Below are 17,569 nucleotides of genomic sequence, written 5' to 3' on the forward strand. Positions count from 1 at the left end.
AGAGGAACGCACATGAACGATCTGCCCCTGCTGAGCCTGACCGACGCCGACAACGAGCGGCTCGCCCGACTGGCGGAGTTCCCGCTGCTAGACGCCATTCACGGACGCCGTTCGCGCCGCTTCCCCGTCGGCGGAGAGATTCCCGCTGGTCCGCTGGCGTGGAAGAGCAACAAGCCGGTGCAGCCACTGAGCGATCTAGAGCGGGCCGTCGTCCTGGCGACGGTTGCCGGCACGACCGGTTGGCACCATGGCATCAGTCACCACCCCGGTTACGCACCGGCGCTGCCCGACTATTCCGGCAGCGCGACCGGTCGCACCTTCCCGTCCGCAGCTGGCTTCGAGATCGTCGACTTCTTCTTCACCGACGAATCGGGCACCTACTTCCTGTCGACTCGAGATGCCGAGCCGGAGGTGGCGTTCAGCGAGGGTGAGGGCTTTACCGCCGACCGGCTGAACGGCGTTTTGAAGCGGGTCCGGCGGCTCAGCGACTCGCGCGTGTGGATTCCGCGCGAAGAGCCCTATCTGGAGGGGCACAACACCTGGATCGCAAATCACCCGGGATCGCTGCTGATCGCTCCGGTCGCCGACCTCGCTCAGCACACGCTCGCGAACCTCGCGTTCTTCACGCGCAACCGGTACGTCATCTTTGACGACATCAACAACCGTCCCATCCCCGGCATCGAGAAGTTCGCGGACGTAGCCCGTGTCGATGACCCACTCCCCCTGTCGTTCCTGGAGCAGTACTCGATCACCGAGGCCTCGGCCGAGCTCATGTCGGCGACGCTCGTCGGTCACCTCGTGCTCGGCGCGATGGGTCTCGGTGGGTGGAGCTTCGACGGGATCGATCGGTTGACCTTCCTCGGAGCGTCTGGTCGCGAGGACACCCCGGGCCTGGGGTTTGACATCGTCGAGGACGAGCGGTGGGCGCTGCCCAACGCGACCGGGCTACCGGGCGTCTACGAGACCTACACGCGGCCGTACTACGACTCGATGCGCGACGCGATCGACGCGTTCTTCGAGCGCAAGTACGGCCCAGGCGGGCCATTCCACCCTGACACCGATGGGCCGTGGACCGAGAGTGCGGCGATTCGTGCACAGGCGGCGCGCCCCGACGAGCGGTTCACCGAGCTCATGGCGCTGCAGGCGACCTACATCGACGACACCTTCGGCAAGTTCCCAGGCACGGTGCCAACGGTGTGGATCATGAACTACCTTCAGGCGCAGCACCTTGACACCGAGTACTACGACACCCTCTTCAAGCCGGGCTCGTACCTCAGCACCCACCACGACCACCAGGCCACCTGGCACTAGCCCGGTCCTGCACCGCCCGGTTGATCGTCGACTGGCTCGCACTGGCGAGCCGGCGACGGACTAGCTGATCGAGATGCCGACCAGCTTGGTGTCGAGGTACTCGAGAATCCCTTCCTGCGCACCCTCGCGGCCGAGGCCGGACTCCTTCACGCCACCGAACGGCGCGGCCGCGGACGTCGGGTTGATGTCGTTGATGCCGACCATGCCGAAGCGCAGTGCTTCGGCGACGCGCAGTGCGCGGCCGATGTCACGGGTATAGATGTACGAGGCGAGACCGTAGTCGGTGTCGTTGGCCATCTCGATGACCTCGTCCTCGTCGTCAAAGACGATGATCGGCGCGATCGGGCCGAAGGTCTCCTCGCGGTAGATGGTCATCTCCGGCGTGACGTCGGTGAGCACGGTCGGGGCGAAGAAGTAGCCCTCGGCGTACTCGTCGCCCTCGACCCGCTTGCCGCCGGTCGCGACCGTGGCGCCCTTCTCTACGGCGTCGGCGACCTGACGCTCCATGCGGTCGTGGGCGTCCTTGTCGATCAGCGGGCCGATGTTGGTGCCCTCGCTCAGGCCGTGGCCGACCTTCATCTTCTCCAGGCGGGCGGTGAGGATCTCCAGGAACTTGTCCTTGATCGACGAGTGCACGTAGATCCGGTTCGGGCAGATGCAGGCCTGGCCGGTGTTGAGCACCTTGACCATTGCCGCGCCGGTCGCCGCATGCTTGGGGTCGGCGTCCCCGAAGACGATGAACGGGGCATGGCCGCCGAGCTCGAGCGAGACGCGCTTCATCTGATCGGCGGCACCGCGGGCGATGTGCTTGCCGACGGCGGTCGAGCCGGTGAAGGTCAGCTTGCGCACGGCCTTGTTGGTCAGGAACTCGTCGCCGATCGGGACCGGATCGAGGCACGGCACGAGATTCACCACGCCTGCCGGGACGCCCGCTTCTTCGAGGATCTTGAATACCTCGATGGCGCAGATCGGCGTCTGCTCCGCCGGCTTGAGGACGACGGTACAGCCGGCCGCGAGCGCGGGAGCGACCTTGCGGGTGATCATCGAGATCGGGTAGTTCCACGGCGTGATTGCTCCAACGACGCCGACTGGACCGTGCATGACGATGAACCGCTGATCCGCGCGCGCCGATGGGATGGTCTGGCCGTAGACCCGCTTGCCTTCCTCCGCGAACCACAGCAGGAAGTCGGCGGCGTACTTGACCTCGATGGAGGCAGCGCGCAGCGGCTTGCCCTGCTCAGTGGACATCAGCTGGGCGAGCTCGTCCTGGCGCTCCATCATCAGCGCGTGCGCCTTGTAGAGGATCTCCGAGCGCTGGTAGGCGGTGAGCTTCGCCCACGCCGGCAGCGCCGCGGACGCCGAGTCGATGGCTGCCTTCACGTCGTCGGTGCCGGCGTCCGACACCGTAGCGATCACGCGGCCCGTCGCCGGATCGGTGACCTCGAAGGTTGCGCCTGAGGTGGCGTCTCGCCATTGGCCGTCGATGTAGATTCCTTGGAGCCTGCCGTAGTCCAGCTCGCTCATGTGCGCTCCTTTGTCGATGCAGGCGCCGGATGGGACAGGTTGGGTCGGCGCCGGGTTGCCTTCAACCTAGCGGACGGCGTCCGGCGCCCGAGGACGACGGTTTGCGGGGTTGACGAAGGACGACTGGGCGGGCTGACAGAGATGCCGCTGGGCGGGCTGAAGACTTGTCCCCGAATGGGTCGTTTTCGGCACATCCGGGGACATTCAGAACGACGCGTCACCCGCGGGCGTGTCAGTTCAGCAGCTCGCCGGAGGTGGCATCGACGTCAGCCTCGACGTCCTGGCCGTCGATGTCGAGCTCGATGTCCCACTTCAGGGTGCCGTCGTCCTCGTCGATCTCCATCTCGTCGAGGCTGCCACCCTTGGCGTCAAGCGCGGTCTGCAGTGCGGTGGCTGCGTCGACGGCGGCCTTCTCGATCGCCTGGATGTCGTCATTGTCGTCGTCATCAGGCTCCTGGCTGATGACGGTCGCGCCATCGAGGCTGACGTAGACCTTGTGGCCCTGCCCGCTTGAAGCGACCTTGATCTCCCACCGCTGGTCGTCATCGTCGTCCAGCTCGACGTCGTAGACCTTGCCGTCGGTCTGCGAAGCGGCGGCCGTGGCGATGGCTGCGAGCGCGGCCTCCCCGCCGGCTGCCCCCGCGTTCGCGGTGGGACTGCCGGTGGCCTCGCCGGTGTCGTCGGCATCGTCGTCCTGTTTGGCGGACGGTGATGCGGACGGGTCGACGGTGAAGGAGCTGTCGTCGGCGACGGTCGTGGTGGCGCTGGCGCCGTCTGTCGAGCCGTCGTCCGAGCTGGCGCAGCCGGTCAGCAGCATGATCGCCGAGGCGCTGAGAGCGCCGATTCCGCGGGTCAGAGTGATAGCCATACCTCCCTGTCTACCTGGGATTTTCCCGTACCGCCAGCGCGACGTGATCGCCCACAAGCTTGCTCGGGGGCGCTCAGGCCCTTGGTCACCGGCGGCGTCGGCGTACGACTCGAAGCAGAGCTCGCCGAGCCGTTCGACACGGTCCGCATAAATGCCAAGAGGCCCGCCGGTCATCCCGGCAAGCCTCTCACTCTTCCTCAATCCACTCGGTGGCACTCTGCTCGGTCCATTGGTTGAGCAAGGACACCGTGGTGGACCTAGCGGGAGGCTCGTCGAAACTCGCCCCGCCGTTGGTTCGGATCGGTTCGGTGCACCAGTCGATTCGGATCCGCGTGCTCAAAGCCAGCCGCGAGGAGCCGCTCCTGCGTAGGCTCCCTCGCGCCGGCAAGGACCTGCTCGACGTGGCACAGAGACAGTACGAGGCTGGCGCCACGTTGCGAGAGCTTGCCAACGAGCTCGGGATCGGTCGGGAGCGACTGGCCTTTCTGCTGCGGGACCGGGGTGTACGGATGCGGCGTGCTACACCGTCGCCGGATGAGGTGCGGGAGATGGCTCGTCGCTATGCTGGTGGTGAGTCGCTCGAACGCGTGGGCAAGCACCTCGGATTCTCACCCAGCACAGTCCACAACCATCTCCGATCTGCCGGCATAGTGCTGCGTGATGCGCACGGACGTGAAAGATAGCGAACCACGTCGATCGCCGAGATCGGACGCCAGGCAACTGTTGCTGCCCGACCAGGCAAGATGGGTCCATGGGACTGGATCGGGTCAGAGATGAGCGGCTGCGGATTCTGTCGTTCTGGTGGATGTTGGAGTTGTTCAGCCCACAGCAGGTGCCGGCCTTGACGCGTCGAGCAACCCGCCCGTCGGATCGTCAGGTGATCGCGTGGCAGGCCGGGGATCCTCTTCCCTGGGAGGTGCTGGCTCCGCCCGAGCCGTTCAACGGGACGCGAAAGGTCTGGCGTCACACCGTGTATCTGGGCGTCTACAAGCTTGAGGCGACGTACGAGGCGTTGGGTCGTGTGTTCGGCGAGGATCCTGATGCCTACGACAAGCGGCCTGAGGGTGAGAGCGCCTGTGCCGGTCTCCTGATCGATCACGACGGTCGTCTCGTCACCGATTCGGCGGTGCTGTCCTCGGCGCTCTGGGCTGCCGGTCGTACACGAGATCCAGGACCGAGCAACCCGCGCTGGATGGACGGGTTCGACGAGACCGCGGGAAGATTCGTCGACTCGATTGACGCATTTGAAGGCGCCCGCCGTGATGCCGATGGCGGAGAGCAACCCCCGCCTTACGACTCGGACTCGCTGAACAAGTTGCTGAAGCTCTCCCATGTCGTTGCCGGAGTCGACAGCTTCGATGACCTCGCGGACGATCGCATGGTCATCGAGAGCGTAGCGGTGTCGGCACGACGAGCCGAGGACGGCACGGACACCGACTTCTTGAACAGCTTCTACCTCCACGACCTCGCGGCCGTACGCGACCATGTCGCACGCGGAGATCTCGGCGCCGGCCTCGCCACATATCTCACCGGCGACCAGACACTGCCTGTGTCCGACCGGATCGATGTCGTCACACACCCGGGCGCGGTCGACGCAGGAACCGGGATCGAGCACCTCCCCAAGGGTCGATGGCCAGCCAACCCGGGCCACTCACTGGCCCTGAGCCAGCAGTTCGCCGTCAACCGAGCGCTGAACGACCTCGGGCACAGCAGTGGTCTAATGGGCGTCAACGGTCCGCCAGGCACCGGCAAGACGACCATGCTGCGCGACATCCTCGCAGGGAACGTCGTCGAGCGAGCCCGACGACTCGCGGCTCTGTCTCGGCCATCGCATGTCTTCACTGAGGTCACCCATCGATGGTCCGATGGCGAAGGCCACGACCGGATCGTTCGCCAGCTCAAACCCGAGCTGACAGGGTTCGAGATGGTCGTCGCCTCGGCGAACAATGCGGCTGTCGAGAACGTCACCACCGAGATCCCCGACGAGAACGCAATCGAGGCGCCGTGGCGTGGCCACATCGACTACTTCGGTGATATCGCGACCGAGATCCTCCAAGACGTGGCCGCCAGCAACTCCACCAGCAACGCGACACCGCCAACAGCCTGGGGTCTCGTCGCCGCCCGACTCGGCAGAAAGAGGAACCGTTCGGCCTTCCACTCAGCGTTCTGGTTCGACGAAAAGGACCCCAAGACCAAGAAGCCTGTCGAGAACGGCGTCCCGAGGATACAGACAAGGCTGACGCAGTGGCGCGACGGCGAGGTCCCCTACACGCCCTGGGCACAAGCACGCGAGGCGTTCCACGCTGCCGAAAAGCGCGTCGACGCACTCATCCGGCAACGCGCTCAGGCCCAAGACCGGCTCCGGCAAGTCCCAGAACTGGCCGAACGTGAACGCGGTCTGGAAGCAGCGATCGAACAGGAACTCCGAGGTCTGAACCGGGCCCAACACGATCTGTCCCAGCATCAGCCGGTTCAGCAGCAGGCAGACGCAGCCCGCACGCAAGCTGCCGCCAGCCACGACCGGCACCTCGCTACTAAGCCCGGCGTGTTGGAGGCGATCTTCTCCTTCGGACGAGCCGTCCGAGCATGGCGCACCCGCCTCGCCGACCTCGCGCGAGCACTGGACAACGCCGAGCAACACTACCGAGACGTATGTGACCGTGGGCAACGGCTCCACGACGCCGTGCGGCATGCCCAAGCACGGCTGTCATCAGCTCAACACGACCTGAACGGCCTCCGAGATCAACGGGCCAGACTTCAGGATCAGTGTGCGCAGGACGAAGAACGGTTCGGTGCGGCTTATCCCGGCCCGGCATGGCAGGGCGACCAGCGAGAGCTACACGCCCCATGGCTCGACAAGGAGCTTGACACCGCCCGGTCGGATCTGTTCGTCGCGGCACTCCAACTACACCAAGACTTCCTCGCCAACACCGCACGAGACATGCTGAACGGGCTGCGCGCCGCCGGTGAGGTCGTCGCTGGGAACTACCCCCGCGACCTCGAGCCCGAGAAGCTCCGGGCTGCCTGGCAACTGTTCTTCCTCGTCGTCCCGTTGATATCCACAACCTTCGCCTCGGCCAGCCGGATGTTCAGCGGCATCGGCTCCGAGGCGATCGGCTGGCTCCTCATCGACGAAGCCGGGCAAGCCTCACCCCAGTACGCCGCCGGCGCGATCTGGCGCGCGCAACGCATCGTCGCAATGGGCGACCCGCTCCAGCTCGAGCCCGTCGTCACACTCCCCGAGAAGGCACAACGCAACATCGCCAGCAACTACGACCTCAGCACGACCTGGATCCCGCCACGCGCCTCCGTCCAGACCCTGGCCGACCGCGTCACGCCGTTCGGGACCCAGCTCGATCAGGGCGAGGACAAAGTCTGGGTCAGCGCGCCACTCCTGGTGCACCGACGCTGCGACAACCCGATGTTCACTCTGTGCAACCAGATCGCCTACAACAACCTCATGGTCAACGGCGTCCACCGTGATCTCGACGACCCCGACGAGCGCTTCGACAGCCCAACCGGACCACTCATCGCCCCCAGCTACTGGGCCGACGAGCCGGCCAACAGCGCAGGCAGCCATCTCCAACCAAGCCAGATCGAGCGGTTCGAGAAGGCCCTCGCCTACTTGAACGACCACGGCATCCCGCCGTCGGAGGTCATCGCCATCTCCCCGTTCCGAGCCGTCGCAGATCGCCTCCGCAGCCTCATCCCGAAATATCAGGGCCTCCAAGCCGGAACCATTCACACAGCGCAAGGACGCGAGGCCGACGTCGTGATCCTCGTCCTCGGCGGTGACCCCAGCAAACCGGGAGCACCCGCCAACTGGGCACGCACCCCGAACCTTGTCAACGTTGCCGCCAGCCGCGCCAAACGCCGCCTCTACGTCATTGGCGATCGCTCCTTTTGGGCGCGCCACAACTACTTCCGAGACCTGTCCAACGCACTCGTTCAATAGCCCGTACAGACGACCTGGGCGTCGATGTTTGCTTCGTCGAAGATCCGTACGGCTATTGCCGCTCAGTCCGATCCGTAGACCTCAAACCCACCCTTGGTCACAGTCTGCACGTATGAGGCGGCACCAGCGATGAGCCGTAGTTGCTCGTCACTCGCTGACCCTATGCTCAGGCCTGGCTGGGCAATGATTGTCGTGAACCGCGGAAACAGCAGCGACGCCTGCTGCCTGATCCGGAAGAGCCTCTCACGATCGTCCTCGCCCACACCACCATCGATGCCCCAGCCGACGTCACCGCATAAACAAAACTGCCCCGCCATCAGGCGGGGCAAGTTTCGATTTTCTCATCTTACGTGGAGCTAAGGGGACTCGAACCCCTGACCCCCTGCATGCCATGCAGGTGCGCTACCAGCTGCGCCATAGCCCCTTGTTGCGAGAGACCACATTACACCCCTCCATCCGATGTTGCACGCGGGGGTGGCCTATCTCGCTTCGTCACCCATGATCCCCGCTTGCGATCGGCCGACCAGCTCTCGTGGATCTGACGCATCTCCTCGTCGCTGGCGATGTCGACCCCTCCCCCACGTTCGGCATCGTCCGACGCAGGCGCGCGAAGCGAGCGGACGACGACCGCCGCGAGCAAGCCGACACCGATGCCGACGACCACGGCGATCACCAACCGCGCCAGCCAGTCGGGCCCGTGCTGCTCGAGCTGCGAGCGGGTGATCACCGGAAGATCGGAGGTGCCCTGCAGCGCCGCGAGCGCTGCAGCGCCACCGAGCAGATAGCGCGCCGAGTCAGAACCCCGCCGAATGGCAAGGATCGCCAGCGCGCACAGCCCCGCGACCGCGAGCGCGGGGACGGCGGCCGCAGCGAGCACGAAGCTCCAGCTGCCCTGATACTCGTCCTGCGGCAGCGGGGTCACGATCGCCTGCCCGAGCGCGGCGACGCCCATCAAGCCGGTGAGTGCGATCAAGGGCATTCGCCGCCACCCCAGGCCCACCACGAAGGCAGCGGCGGACAGACCGCCGAGCACGATCCACCAGGGGGTCGGGTTCGCCGGCACCCAGTACAGCTGCCCGGTCAGGGTCGACTCCGGGTGGTCGCCGTACTTGGCAAAGATCGCCCAGTCGCGGATGATGTGGTGCTCGCTGCCGGGATCGGCCGCCACCTGCGGCGGCGGGTCCTCCGACATCCAGTGGATCCGGTGGTCGTGCCAGCGGTAGACGCCCTCGTCGGAGACCTTCTCCCACACCGGCTCGCCATCACCGAGGTCATTGCGCAACCGCTCCGGGACGGCGTCCCCCGAGCCGTAGAGCGTCTGGTTGAGGTAGCCGGCTTGGCTCTCGGTGTTGACCCACACGCCGTCCTTGCTGACCTTCAGGTACTGGTCGCGGTCTCCCGGCTCCTTGTGCTGATAGCCGTAGATGATCACCGGCGTGTCGGACGTCGAGCGCACCTCGATGCGGTCAGCGGCGTCCACCAGTGTGAAAGTGACCCCGGGTATCTCCGGTGACACGCTGGTGATCTCGCCCCGGTAGCTCGACGGCTCCCGCCCGCCGGCGAAGTGCGCGTACGCCGCGTCGGTGCCGCCGGTGACGACCAGCATCGCCGCCACCGTGATGAACAGGATGCGGGCAACGCGGCGTACGCCGAGGGTCACTTCACGCCGATCGGCAGGTCGTGCCCGATGTCGTCGGCGTTGGTGTTGGCCAGCCACGCCACGTTCGCCTTGTCGCTCGAGCCGTAGTAGATCGCCATCGTCGAGTGCGTCTTGCCGCCGTCCTCGGCTACCGGGACGCCGGTCGCCGTCTGCGCGGCCTCGACGGCGGGCAGGTCGCCAGTGAGCCCGACGAACTTCACCGGCAGCTCGGTGTCGAACTTCGACAGGTACGCCCCGAGCACCTCGGGGGTGTCGGTCGCCGGATCGGTGGTCACGACCACGACCTGCAGCTCCGAGCGGATCTCCTCCGGCGCCTCCTGGATCGCGGCCGACAGCTGCCCCAGGATCAACGGGCACACGTCCGGGCAGTGCGTGTAGCCGAAGTACAGCACCGTCGGGATGCCCTGCGTCTTGGCATGGAAGTCGTAGGGTTGGCCGGTCTGGTCGGTCAGGGTGAACTGCGGACGCTCCCACGCCGGCTGCAGCTCGACCCCCTCGTAGGCGGAGTTGTCCGCGACCTGCGAGACCTCGGCGACTCCCCCACCCGACTCGGACGACGCGACGCATCCGGTGAGCGCCAGCATGAGGCCGGCAGCGAGCAGGGCTATGGATCGACGTCGGTTGCGCATGGGGTCCATTCTCTCTCGGTCGTAGTGGCCGCGCCGGGCCCGGTCTTGGCTCAGGTCGCGGGTGCCGGGGTGGACGGCGCAGGCTCGGTCAGCCCTACGACGGGCGCCTTGATGGTGAGCGTCCCGGCCTTCTCGAAGACCAGCATCAGGTTGACCGTCGAGCCGGGCGCGATCGTCCCGGTGACGCCCTCGAGCATCATGTGGCCACCGCCCGGCTCCAGCGCGATCACCTGCCCCGCCTTCAGGACGACGGTCGGGCTGGGCACCATCGAGCCGGTATCCATCCCGTCCTCTGCCGTGGGCGCCTTCTTGCCGACGTCGTGCATCATCGCCGACGCCGCGACCGGGCTGGACACCGCGATCAGGGTGTCCGGTTGATCGCCGACGTTCTGCATTGTGAAGTACGCCGCCGCGGTGTCGGTGGCCGGCTCGCGCACGTAGGCGCCGTACACCGCGATGTCGCCCTGGCGGACGGCGTCCGCGGGCAGCTCGGGCGGCGGGTCGTCGCCGCGGGTGAGCCCGATGACCAGCGCAGTGGCGCCCAGAATGACGGCGAGCAGCGCGACGACGAGCCGCACGGAGAGCTTCCCGGGGTCCTGGGGGTCAGCCGACATCGATGCTCCCTTCGGCGCTCACGGCCCCGAACCCGGGCTCGGTGAACTTGACCGTGACCGTCCAGCTGCCGGCTGCCGGCAGCTCTACTCCCGAGGCGATGAAGTGCCCCTGGCCGACGTTGCGCGCGTCGACCTCCAGCGGGCCGATCTGCGCCTCGTCGTTGCGCAGGCTCACCTCTGCCTCCTCGATCGGCGCAAGCGCGTTGCTGCGGTCGAACAGGTACACGTGCAGCGTGTTGCTGCCGGTGCGGGCCGGATCCAGGCTCACCTGGGCCATATATCCGTTGTCGAAGGCGATCTGCGCGTCGCGCGCGACGGCGTACACATCCCTCGCCGGCGGGGTGGCGACCAGGACGGCGGCGACGGCGATGGCCGCGGTCCCCGCGATCGCCTCGAACAGCACCGGGCGTCGGGCGGACGACGCCAGCTCGCCCTCACCCCGGACCTCAGCGTCGCCCAGCCCGGACTCGCGGCCGCCCCGGCACTCACCATCGCGAAGCAGGTCGGGGTGCTGACGTCCGCCGATCACGAGCCGGCGGGTGAGCAGGGCTGCGCCGAGCGCCAGCACCAGCAGGGCTGACTTCGCCAGCAGCAGCCGGCCGTACGTCGTCTCCAGCAACGCCCCCCACGCGCCGACCCGCACCCACGCCTGGACGACGCCGGTCAGCACTACGACCCCGACGAACGACGCTGCGACCGGTGAGAACCGACGCGCGATCGCACGCTGCTCGCCCTGACTCAGCGGGCCGCGGCGTCCGAGGACGCACAGCAGCAGGATCGCCAGTCCCCCGATCCAGCCTGCCGCCGCGGCCAGGTGTGCGGTGTCGAGCGGGATGGTCAGCCACGGCTGGTCGTCGGCGACGGCGTGCCCGCTCGCGGCGTGCGTCGCTGCGCAGACGACGACAACACCGGTACCGGCCCACGCCAGGACGCGCTTGTCGCGCTCGGCATTGAACCACTCCCACATCACGACGCCCAGCACGCCGAGCAGCATGAGCCGGACTGCTGCCATGCGACCGACGTCCGTCTCGATGGTGGCCGACATCAGTGCCGGGTCGACGAGCGATCCGATGCCCTGGCCCGCGGCGTACGGCCCCTGCAGCAGCGCCCCGAGGACGGTCGCGCCGAGCGCGGCGTCGAACCCACCCCAGGCCCAGCGGCGCAGCGAGATGCTCGTGCGCAGCACGGGGTCGATCAGGGCCAGCACGAAGACACCGGCCAGCAGCGCCAGACCCGCGTATCCCACCCAGCGCGTGAGCGGGTAGAGGACGCCGATCACCGGATCCTCCGAGGCCTGCCCAATCTGTGTGCCTTGCGAGTCGATCTGCGGCGGCGCGGCGTCGCCGACGGCGAAGGAGATCGCGCCAGAGACGGGATGCGAGTCGGCAGAGACGACTCGCCAGGTCGCCACGTATCCGCCGTCCGGCAGGTCGGCGGGCAGGGCGACGGTGATGCTGCTGCCGTCGACGACCGGGTTGCCGGAGTCAACGCGCTCACCGTCGGCGTCCAGCACCCGGAAGTAGCCGGTAGTGATGGTCACCGGCTCGGTGAACTCGACCGTCACCTGGGCCGGGGCGGCGTCGAGGACGTCCCCGTTGCCTGGTGTGGAGGTCACGAGGGTGGCATGCGCGGACGCCGCCGTGGCAGCGGACACCACCGCAGCCACGGCGACCAGCAGGATCAGCACGGCGCGCTGCAGCGCGCCGGTCGGCGTCCTCACCGAGGCATCAGTCCCTGCCGAACCGGCACGGAATCTCCCCGAGCACCGAACGGCACCCGAGCGCCCCTGGACCTCGGCTGGCGCAGCTGCCAGGCGAGTGCCGCCACGAGCACCAGGCCCGCGACGATCAGGGTGTGCGAGAGCACCCGCTGGCCCGTCACGTCGCCGGAGAGCAGGTCGCGCGCCGACGCGAACGCGAGGACGGCGACCAGGCTCGAGACCATTGGCAGGACGGCGTACGCCACCCGAGGCCGCAGCGCAGCGGTGGCCAGCGCGATCCCGATCGCGAAGTTCCAGGCGCCGGACTCCGCGGCGGCGTGCGGTCCGCTGTGCTCGGTGCCTCCGGCCAGGAACAGGATGCCGGTGACGGCCTGCGCGATGGCGACCGCCATCAGGGCGGCGCGGCTCAGCGAGAGCGCGAGGGAGGGCCGCGGGACGGTGCCGACGATCGCGGTCAGGATCCGCTCGGTCAGGTCGGGCACCTCGTCAGCCGGGCGCATCCGCAGCGGACGGGTCAGACCGGGGACCTCGCGGGCGAACTTCGCGCACCCATCGCATCCCGCAACGTGCAGCGCGGTCTGGACCGGCGGCTGCTCGCCGTCCAGCTCGGCCGACAGCGACTCTCGATAGGTAGCGCAGGTCACGTCGATCTGCGGATTACCCTGGTCGTCGATGGTTCGCACGGCGCCCCCTTCCCTCGGAGGGAAGTAGTCGCCGGGCGGACGCCGATAGTTCCCGACCGAGCGAGGCAACGTGAGTGGCGAGCCGACCACTGAGGAAGTGACTCGGTGGGCGCTGCGCGCCGGCCAGGGCGATATGACGGCGATGGCACTGTTCGTCCGGGCCACCCAGGCCGAGGTCTGGCGAGTGTGCAGCCACCTGGGCAATCGGTGGGCCGCTGACGACCTCACCCAGGAGGTCTTCCTGCGCGCCCACCGCTCGCTGCCGCGCTTCCGCGGCGAGTCCTCGGCGCGCACCTGGCTGCTGACCATCGCCCGCCGGGTCTGCGCCGACCACGTGCGCGAGGAGATGCGGCGTCCGACGCTCACCCCGCTCGATGAGCTGAACGAGCCGGCCGAGCCGGCCGACCACTCGGCGTACGGCGCGCTGCGCGAGCTGCTCGAGCACATCGACGCCGACCGCAAGGAGGCGTTCGTGATGACCCAGCTGCTGGGTCTCAGCTATGCGGAGGCCGCCGAGGTGTGCGGCTGCCCGGTCGGCACGATCCGGTCGCGCGTCGCTCGCGCTCGCGAGGATCTGGCCGTCGCCGTCCGCCGCGCCGACCAGGCCCACGAGGCCTGAGACGGGGCCCAAGAGCCCGGGCTGGAAACTCTGGCAAAAAATCTTCTAGGTCTTGAGGAACCGCTCGTCACGGACGAGCATCAACTGTTATGTAGCGCTTGAAACGCGATTGAAGACGCGAAGAGCTACATCAGAACATCTCAACTGAATCTACATTCATCAATGCATTTCACTTTCAAAGGAGCACGATCATGGAGTACTTCGACGTAGACGGCGACGGCGTCGCTGACTCGGTTGGCTACGACACCAACGGCGACGGCGTTCTGGACACCTACGAGATCGACACCGACGGCGACCAGTGGGCCGACACCACCGTCACCGACTTCAACAACGACGGTGTGCCGGACGGCTACGGCACCGAGGACATCTCGGCGCCGGGCGGCGATTACTACGCGGGCGGCGAGAGCACCCCGGGCGGCGGCACCACCTTCGACTCCGATGGCGACGGCGTCGCCGACCAGGTCGGCTACGACACCAACGGCGACGGCCAGCTGGACACCTACCTGATCGACACCAACGGCGACCAGTGGACCGACACCCAGGTGACCGACTGGGACGGCGACGGCGTCGCGGACGCCGGCTCGGCCACCCCCTACTACAACGAGTACGACACCGGCGCCTCCTCGGGCGGGGCCGACTCGGGCTCCTCGGCATCGGCGTCCACCTCGGCGGCCTCGACCTCGTCGGGCGGCGGCAACTACTACGACTCCGACGGTGACGGCGTCGCCGATCAGATCGGCTACGACACCGACGGCAACGGCGTGGACGACGTCTACCTCATCGACACCGATGGCGACCAGGTCGTCGACACCACGGTCACCGACTACGACGAGGACGGCTGGTCGGACCAGCCGGTCTAGTCAGAACGCATCACCACTCAAACCCACCTGCGGTACGTTTCACCTCGCTATCGAGGCGAGACGTACCGCAGGTGGGTTTTGCGCGTGAGACGGCTCGCGGCCCGCGAGCAGTATCGCAAGTTCGAACGCGCGGTACTCGACGAGCGATCACCCGACCGTTCCTACTGGCTGGCAACGATCCGACACGGCCTAGCAATGAACGAGGCTGGACTGGTGTGGGTCGACGAGACGGTAGCCCTACTCGGCAAGCAAGGCGAGGAGCTGGACACGTGAAGAACCCACCGACTGACATCAACACCGACCAGGCGCCATCGACGCTGACCGCATGGACGCATCGCCATCGCCGGCCACTGGGACTGACCTTCGCGGCAGCAGCGGCCGGCATGACCGGCCTCTGGCTGGTCATGGTGCCCGCGAAGGCCGAGCAGACAAGCGGACTACAGGAGTTCGCCATCCGCTGGGGCCACCCGGCGTGCTGGGCGCTCCTCGCCGCCGTCGGCCTCCTCGTCGCGGCGGGCGCGCCTAAGCGAGTCCGTGATGGAGCCGCCATCGCGGCTGCCATCTGCTATGCAGCCTTTATCGCCGGGATGGTGCTGTGATCCGCGCCGAGGGCCAAATCGCCCATCCGGGCGCGCACGTCAGAGGCGTTGTTCGAGGATGAGGTTCGATCGGGGCGTTCTACCAGCACCTTCAGCCGAAACTGAACGCGACCACGACAATGAAAGGCCCCTGCCGACGAACCGGCAGGGGCCGCGAGGTGGACCTAGCGGGAGGCTTGTCGAAACTTGCCCCCAGCGCTGGCGCGGATGGTCGCGAGCCACAGGGCACTTCGGAGGCGTGCGTGTCCACCAGACCCGCCGAGGCGGAGCCTCCTTCAGCTGTCTCGACCGGATGAGGCTGCTCTTCAGGAGGCGGAAACTGCGTACCTGTCGGAGTCGACGATCAGGCGGGCGCTGCGGACGACGTGAACTCTGATCAATACGTTGCCGTGCCTCGGCCAGGAGTTTGCTAGTCATCCCCGAATGGCGTCCACATGAGCTGCGGTCCGTCATCCTCGGCGCAGGAATATCGCTGTTCGGGGAGGGCGTGCCTGAGACGTCGCTTCGTGTGCGAGGGTCACGCGTCACTGGCGAGGGCCTCGTACGCATCACTTACGAGATCGCTCCCGCATAGAGAAGGGTGACCCAGCACTCGCTGGCGTCTACCGATGGTCGGCGGCTCTAACGAGCATGGCTGCCTGGGTGCGGGTGGATACTCCGAGTTTCTGCATGATGCGCGCCAAGTGCGTCTTCGCAGTGGCTGGGGAGATCACGAGGCGTTGAGCGATCTGCTTGTTGGTGAGGCCTTCGGCGACCAGTTGCAGGACTTCCTGCTCGCGGTCGGTCAGGCCAGGCGCGCCAGCACTGGTTGTTCGTGCTGATGTATGTCTGACTGTCGCCTGTGCGATGACGTGCCGGGTCGCCGATGGGGTGAGATATGCCTGTCCTGCTGCGACCGCGTGCCCGGCGTCGATCATCTGCTGCGGCTCGGCCGTCTTGGCGAGGACCCCCGCCGCTCCGGCATCTAGAGCCGCGGTGATGTTGTCGCCGATCTCGTAGGCGGTGAGGATCAGCACGCGAGTGGCGGGCCTTGCGGGGATCTCGCGGGAGATATCGACGCCGTCGCGGGCAGGGGGCTGGGGATCGAGGACGACCACGTCGGGTTCCAGGCTGTCGATGAGCCGGATCGTGTCATGGCCGGTCGCGGCTTCGCCGAGGATCGCAATGTCCGGATCGGCCGTGAGGATGGCGGTGACGCCTGCCCGCACGGCGGCGTGGTCATCGACGATGACGAGGCTAGGCATGCTGCGTCTCCCGTCCGGCTGTCAGCGGAAGACGGACATGTAGGGCCCAGGTGTCGTCGGAGCGGTCGATGTCGAGGTCACCGCCGCAGAGGCGGACGCGTTCGGCCAGGCCGATCAGGCCGTACCCGGAAGATACCGCTCCGACGTGCGGAGGTGGGTGCTGTCCGTTCGTGATCGTCATACTCATAGCCTCGGCCTCGCGTTGGATATCGATGGTCACATCCCTGCCCGGGGCGTGTTTTTCGGCATTGACCAGTGCCTCGCGGAGGGCGCTGTAGGCGGTGACCGAGACCAGCGGTTGCAGGGAGATCATCGCAGGATCGTCGCCGGTCAGGGCGACGGAAGCGCCGGATTCGCGTGCGCCCGCGATGAGCGAGTCCACCGATGACCAGTTCTGCGGCAGCGCGACGGGTGAGGACGCATCGGTCCGGAGCACGTCGACGAGGGTGCGCATGTCGCCCATCGCATCCAGACTGAGGGCCCGGATGCGCCCGAGGCGCTCGGTCAGTTCCTCGGCTGTGGGCGGTGCCGTGGGGGCCAGGGCGCCAGCTGCCTGGATCGTGATGGCGGACAGGTGCCCGGAGATGGTGTCGTGCAGTTCGCGACTGATCTGCAGTCGCTCGGCAACCAGCGCCTGTCGTTGTTTGGCCGCGGCGGCTTCTGCGATGAGAGCAGCGCGTTCACGTTCCTCCTCGGCGCGGGTCATCGGCGCCCGTACGGTGATGCCCCACCACAGGGTCACCCCGACTGCCAGCAGCAGGATGGTGACCTGCAGCAGCGGAGCGGCGAGGATGTTCGGTAGCAGCAATCCTGCGACGCCGATGGACAGGCAGGCCGCGGCGATCATCGGGAGGAGCCGTCGGGTGTGCTCCGTCGATCGAACGATGACCAGGCTGTAGAGGGCGTCACACTCGATCAGGATCGCGCCGACCGATGTCGTCCCGGTGGCGAGGGCCTCGGCGGTCATCACTGCCAGTCCTGCCACGACGACCACGGTGGGCCACCGATTCCGGAACAGGTGCACGGCGCCGAGGGCGATCGCGGTGGCGATGCCGCCGATCAGGACCCGTGAGCGGGATGCCGCGAACCATTCAATCCCGATGCCGGGCACGAAGCAGAAGCCGATCGCGATCACGACGTACCCGACAGTGATCCACGCCTGGCGCGGCGACGGAATCGGGTCTGTCCCCGCCATGTCATCACCTCGTGAACCGAGCTCGTCCGTGCCTATCCTTCTATCTCAACCCGATGGCGGCTCTCGGGCAAGCACCGATCAGCGTAGC

At 67.3% G+C, this 17,569-nt stretch carries 17 protein-coding genes and 1 tRNA gene; 7 read left to right on the forward strand and 11 right to left on the reverse strand.

What is annotated here, in order from left to right; all coding sequences use genetic code 11:
* Window positions 1-12 precede the first annotated feature (12 nt).
* Window positions 13-1,311 carry a hypothetical protein gene (locus DAA40_RS04150; protein WP_106848417.1) on the forward strand — a complete coding sequence of 433 codons (1,299 nt, stop codon included), beginning with the start codon at window positions 13-15 and terminating at the stop codon, window positions 1,309-1,311.
* Between the two features lie 60 nt (window positions 1,312-1,371).
* On the opposite strand, the gene DAA40_RS04155 is transcribed toward DAA40_RS04150, so the two are convergent.
* Complete coding sequence (locus DAA40_RS04155; protein ID WP_199849500.1) at window positions 1,372-2,835, reverse strand: NAD-dependent succinate-semialdehyde dehydrogenase; 1,464 nt, start codon at window positions 2,833-2,835, stop codon at window positions 1,372-1,374.
* A 232-nt stretch (window positions 2,836-3,067) separates the two neighbouring features.
* Window positions 3,068-3,703 (reverse strand): PepSY domain-containing protein, encoded by a 636-nt coding sequence (locus DAA40_RS04160; RefSeq protein ID WP_106848418.1) that lies wholly within the window; start codon window positions 3,701-3,703, stop codon window positions 3,068-3,070.
* Between the two features lie 509 nt (window positions 3,704-4,212).
* On the opposite strand from DAA40_RS04160, the gene DAA40_RS16955 reads away from it, so the two are divergent.
* Complete coding sequence (locus tag DAA40_RS16955; RefSeq protein WP_370430640.1) at window positions 4,213-4,386, forward strand: helix-turn-helix domain-containing protein; 174 nt, start codon at window positions 4,213-4,215, stop codon at window positions 4,384-4,386.
* A gap of 68 nt (window positions 4,387-4,454) precedes the next feature.
* Window positions 4,455-7,658 carry an ATP-binding protein gene (locus tag DAA40_RS04170; protein WP_106848420.1) on the forward strand — a complete coding sequence of 1,068 codons (3,204 nt, stop codon included), beginning with the start codon at window positions 4,455-4,457 and terminating at the stop codon, window positions 7,656-7,658.
* 62 nt (window positions 7,659-7,720) lie between these two features.
* Here the strand turns inward: DAA40_RS04170 and DAA40_RS04175 are convergent, their stop codons facing one another.
* The 7 genes from DAA40_RS04175 to DAA40_RS04205 form a co-directional block, all read right to left on the reverse strand.
* Complete coding sequence (locus tag DAA40_RS04175; protein ID WP_158716225.1) at window positions 7,721-7,987, reverse strand: hypothetical protein; 267 nt, start codon at window positions 7,985-7,987, stop codon at window positions 7,721-7,723.
* Between the two features lie 22 nt (window positions 7,988-8,009).
* Window positions 8,010-8,082: transfer RNA gene (locus tag DAA40_RS04180), tRNA-Ala, on the reverse strand.
* 18 nt (window positions 8,083-8,100) lie between these two features.
* Entirely contained in the window at window positions 8,101-9,318 is a 1,218-nt protein-coding gene (locus DAA40_RS04185; RefSeq protein ID WP_106848422.1) for a hypothetical protein, read from the reverse strand.
* Window positions 9,315-9,947, reverse strand: coding sequence for an SCO family protein (locus DAA40_RS04190; RefSeq protein WP_158716226.1), 633 nt, complete (start codon window positions 9,945-9,947; stop codon window positions 9,315-9,317). Before DAA40_RS04190 ends, DAA40_RS04185 begins: the two co-directional genes overlap by 4 nt.
* Before the next feature lie 50 nt (window positions 9,948-9,997).
* Entirely contained in the window at window positions 9,998-10,561 is a 564-nt protein-coding gene (locus DAA40_RS04195; protein WP_106848424.1) for a copper chaperone PCu(A)C, read from the reverse strand.
* Window positions 10,551-12,281, reverse strand: coding sequence for a copper resistance CopC/CopD family protein (locus DAA40_RS04200; RefSeq protein ID WP_106848425.1), 1,731 nt, complete (start codon window positions 12,279-12,281; stop codon window positions 10,551-10,553). The genes DAA40_RS04195 and DAA40_RS04200 overlap by 11 nt, the downstream gene beginning before the upstream one ends.
* Window positions 12,278-12,964 (reverse strand): hypothetical protein, encoded by a 687-nt coding sequence (locus DAA40_RS04205; RefSeq protein ID WP_106848426.1) that lies wholly within the window; start codon window positions 12,962-12,964, stop codon window positions 12,278-12,280. Before DAA40_RS04205 ends, DAA40_RS04200 begins: the two co-directional genes overlap by 4 nt.
* 70 nt (window positions 12,965-13,034) lie before the next feature.
* Between DAA40_RS04205 and DAA40_RS04210 the strand changes: the two genes are divergently transcribed.
* The 4 genes from DAA40_RS04210 (at window position 13,035) to DAA40_RS04225 (ending at window position 15,042) form a co-directional block, all read left to right on the forward strand.
* Complete coding sequence (locus DAA40_RS04210) at window positions 13,035-13,583, forward strand: sigma-70 family RNA polymerase sigma factor (RefSeq protein WP_234356233.1); 549 nt, start codon at window positions 13,035-13,037, stop codon at window positions 13,581-13,583.
* Between the two features lie 191 nt (window positions 13,584-13,774).
* Window positions 13,775-14,443 carry a hypothetical protein gene (locus DAA40_RS04215; RefSeq protein ID WP_106848427.1) on the forward strand — a complete coding sequence of 223 codons (669 nt, stop codon included), beginning with the start codon at window positions 13,775-13,777 and terminating at the stop codon, window positions 14,441-14,443.
* Between the two features lie 84 nt (window positions 14,444-14,527).
* Entirely contained in the window at window positions 14,528-14,716 is a 189-nt protein-coding gene (locus DAA40_RS04220) for a hypothetical protein (protein ID WP_106848428.1), read from the forward strand.
* The gene (locus tag DAA40_RS04225; protein WP_106848429.1) at window positions 14,713-15,042 is read left to right on the forward strand and encodes a hypothetical protein; all 330 of its coding nucleotides are present in this window, start codon (window positions 14,713-14,715) and stop codon (window positions 15,040-15,042) included. The genes DAA40_RS04220 and DAA40_RS04225 overlap by 4 nt, the downstream gene beginning before the upstream one ends.
* Before the next feature lie 602 nt (window positions 15,043-15,644).
* Here DAA40_RS04225 and DAA40_RS04235 read toward each other — a convergent pair.
* A complete protein-coding gene (locus DAA40_RS04235) occupies window positions 15,645-16,286 on the reverse strand; it encodes a response regulator transcription factor (RefSeq protein ID WP_106848430.1) in 642 nt (213 codons plus the stop codon).
* Window positions 16,279-17,481 (reverse strand): sensor histidine kinase, encoded by a 1,203-nt coding sequence (locus DAA40_RS04240; protein WP_106848431.1) that lies wholly within the window; start codon window positions 17,479-17,481, stop codon window positions 16,279-16,281. The genes DAA40_RS04235 and DAA40_RS04240 overlap by 8 nt, the downstream gene beginning before the upstream one ends.
* Window positions 17,482-17,569: the final 88 nt, after the last annotated feature.

It is taken from the genome of Blastococcus sp. Marseille-P5729, assembly GCF_900292035.1.
GTDB lineage: Bacteria > Actinomycetota > Actinomycetes > Mycobacteriales > Antricoccaceae > Cumulibacter.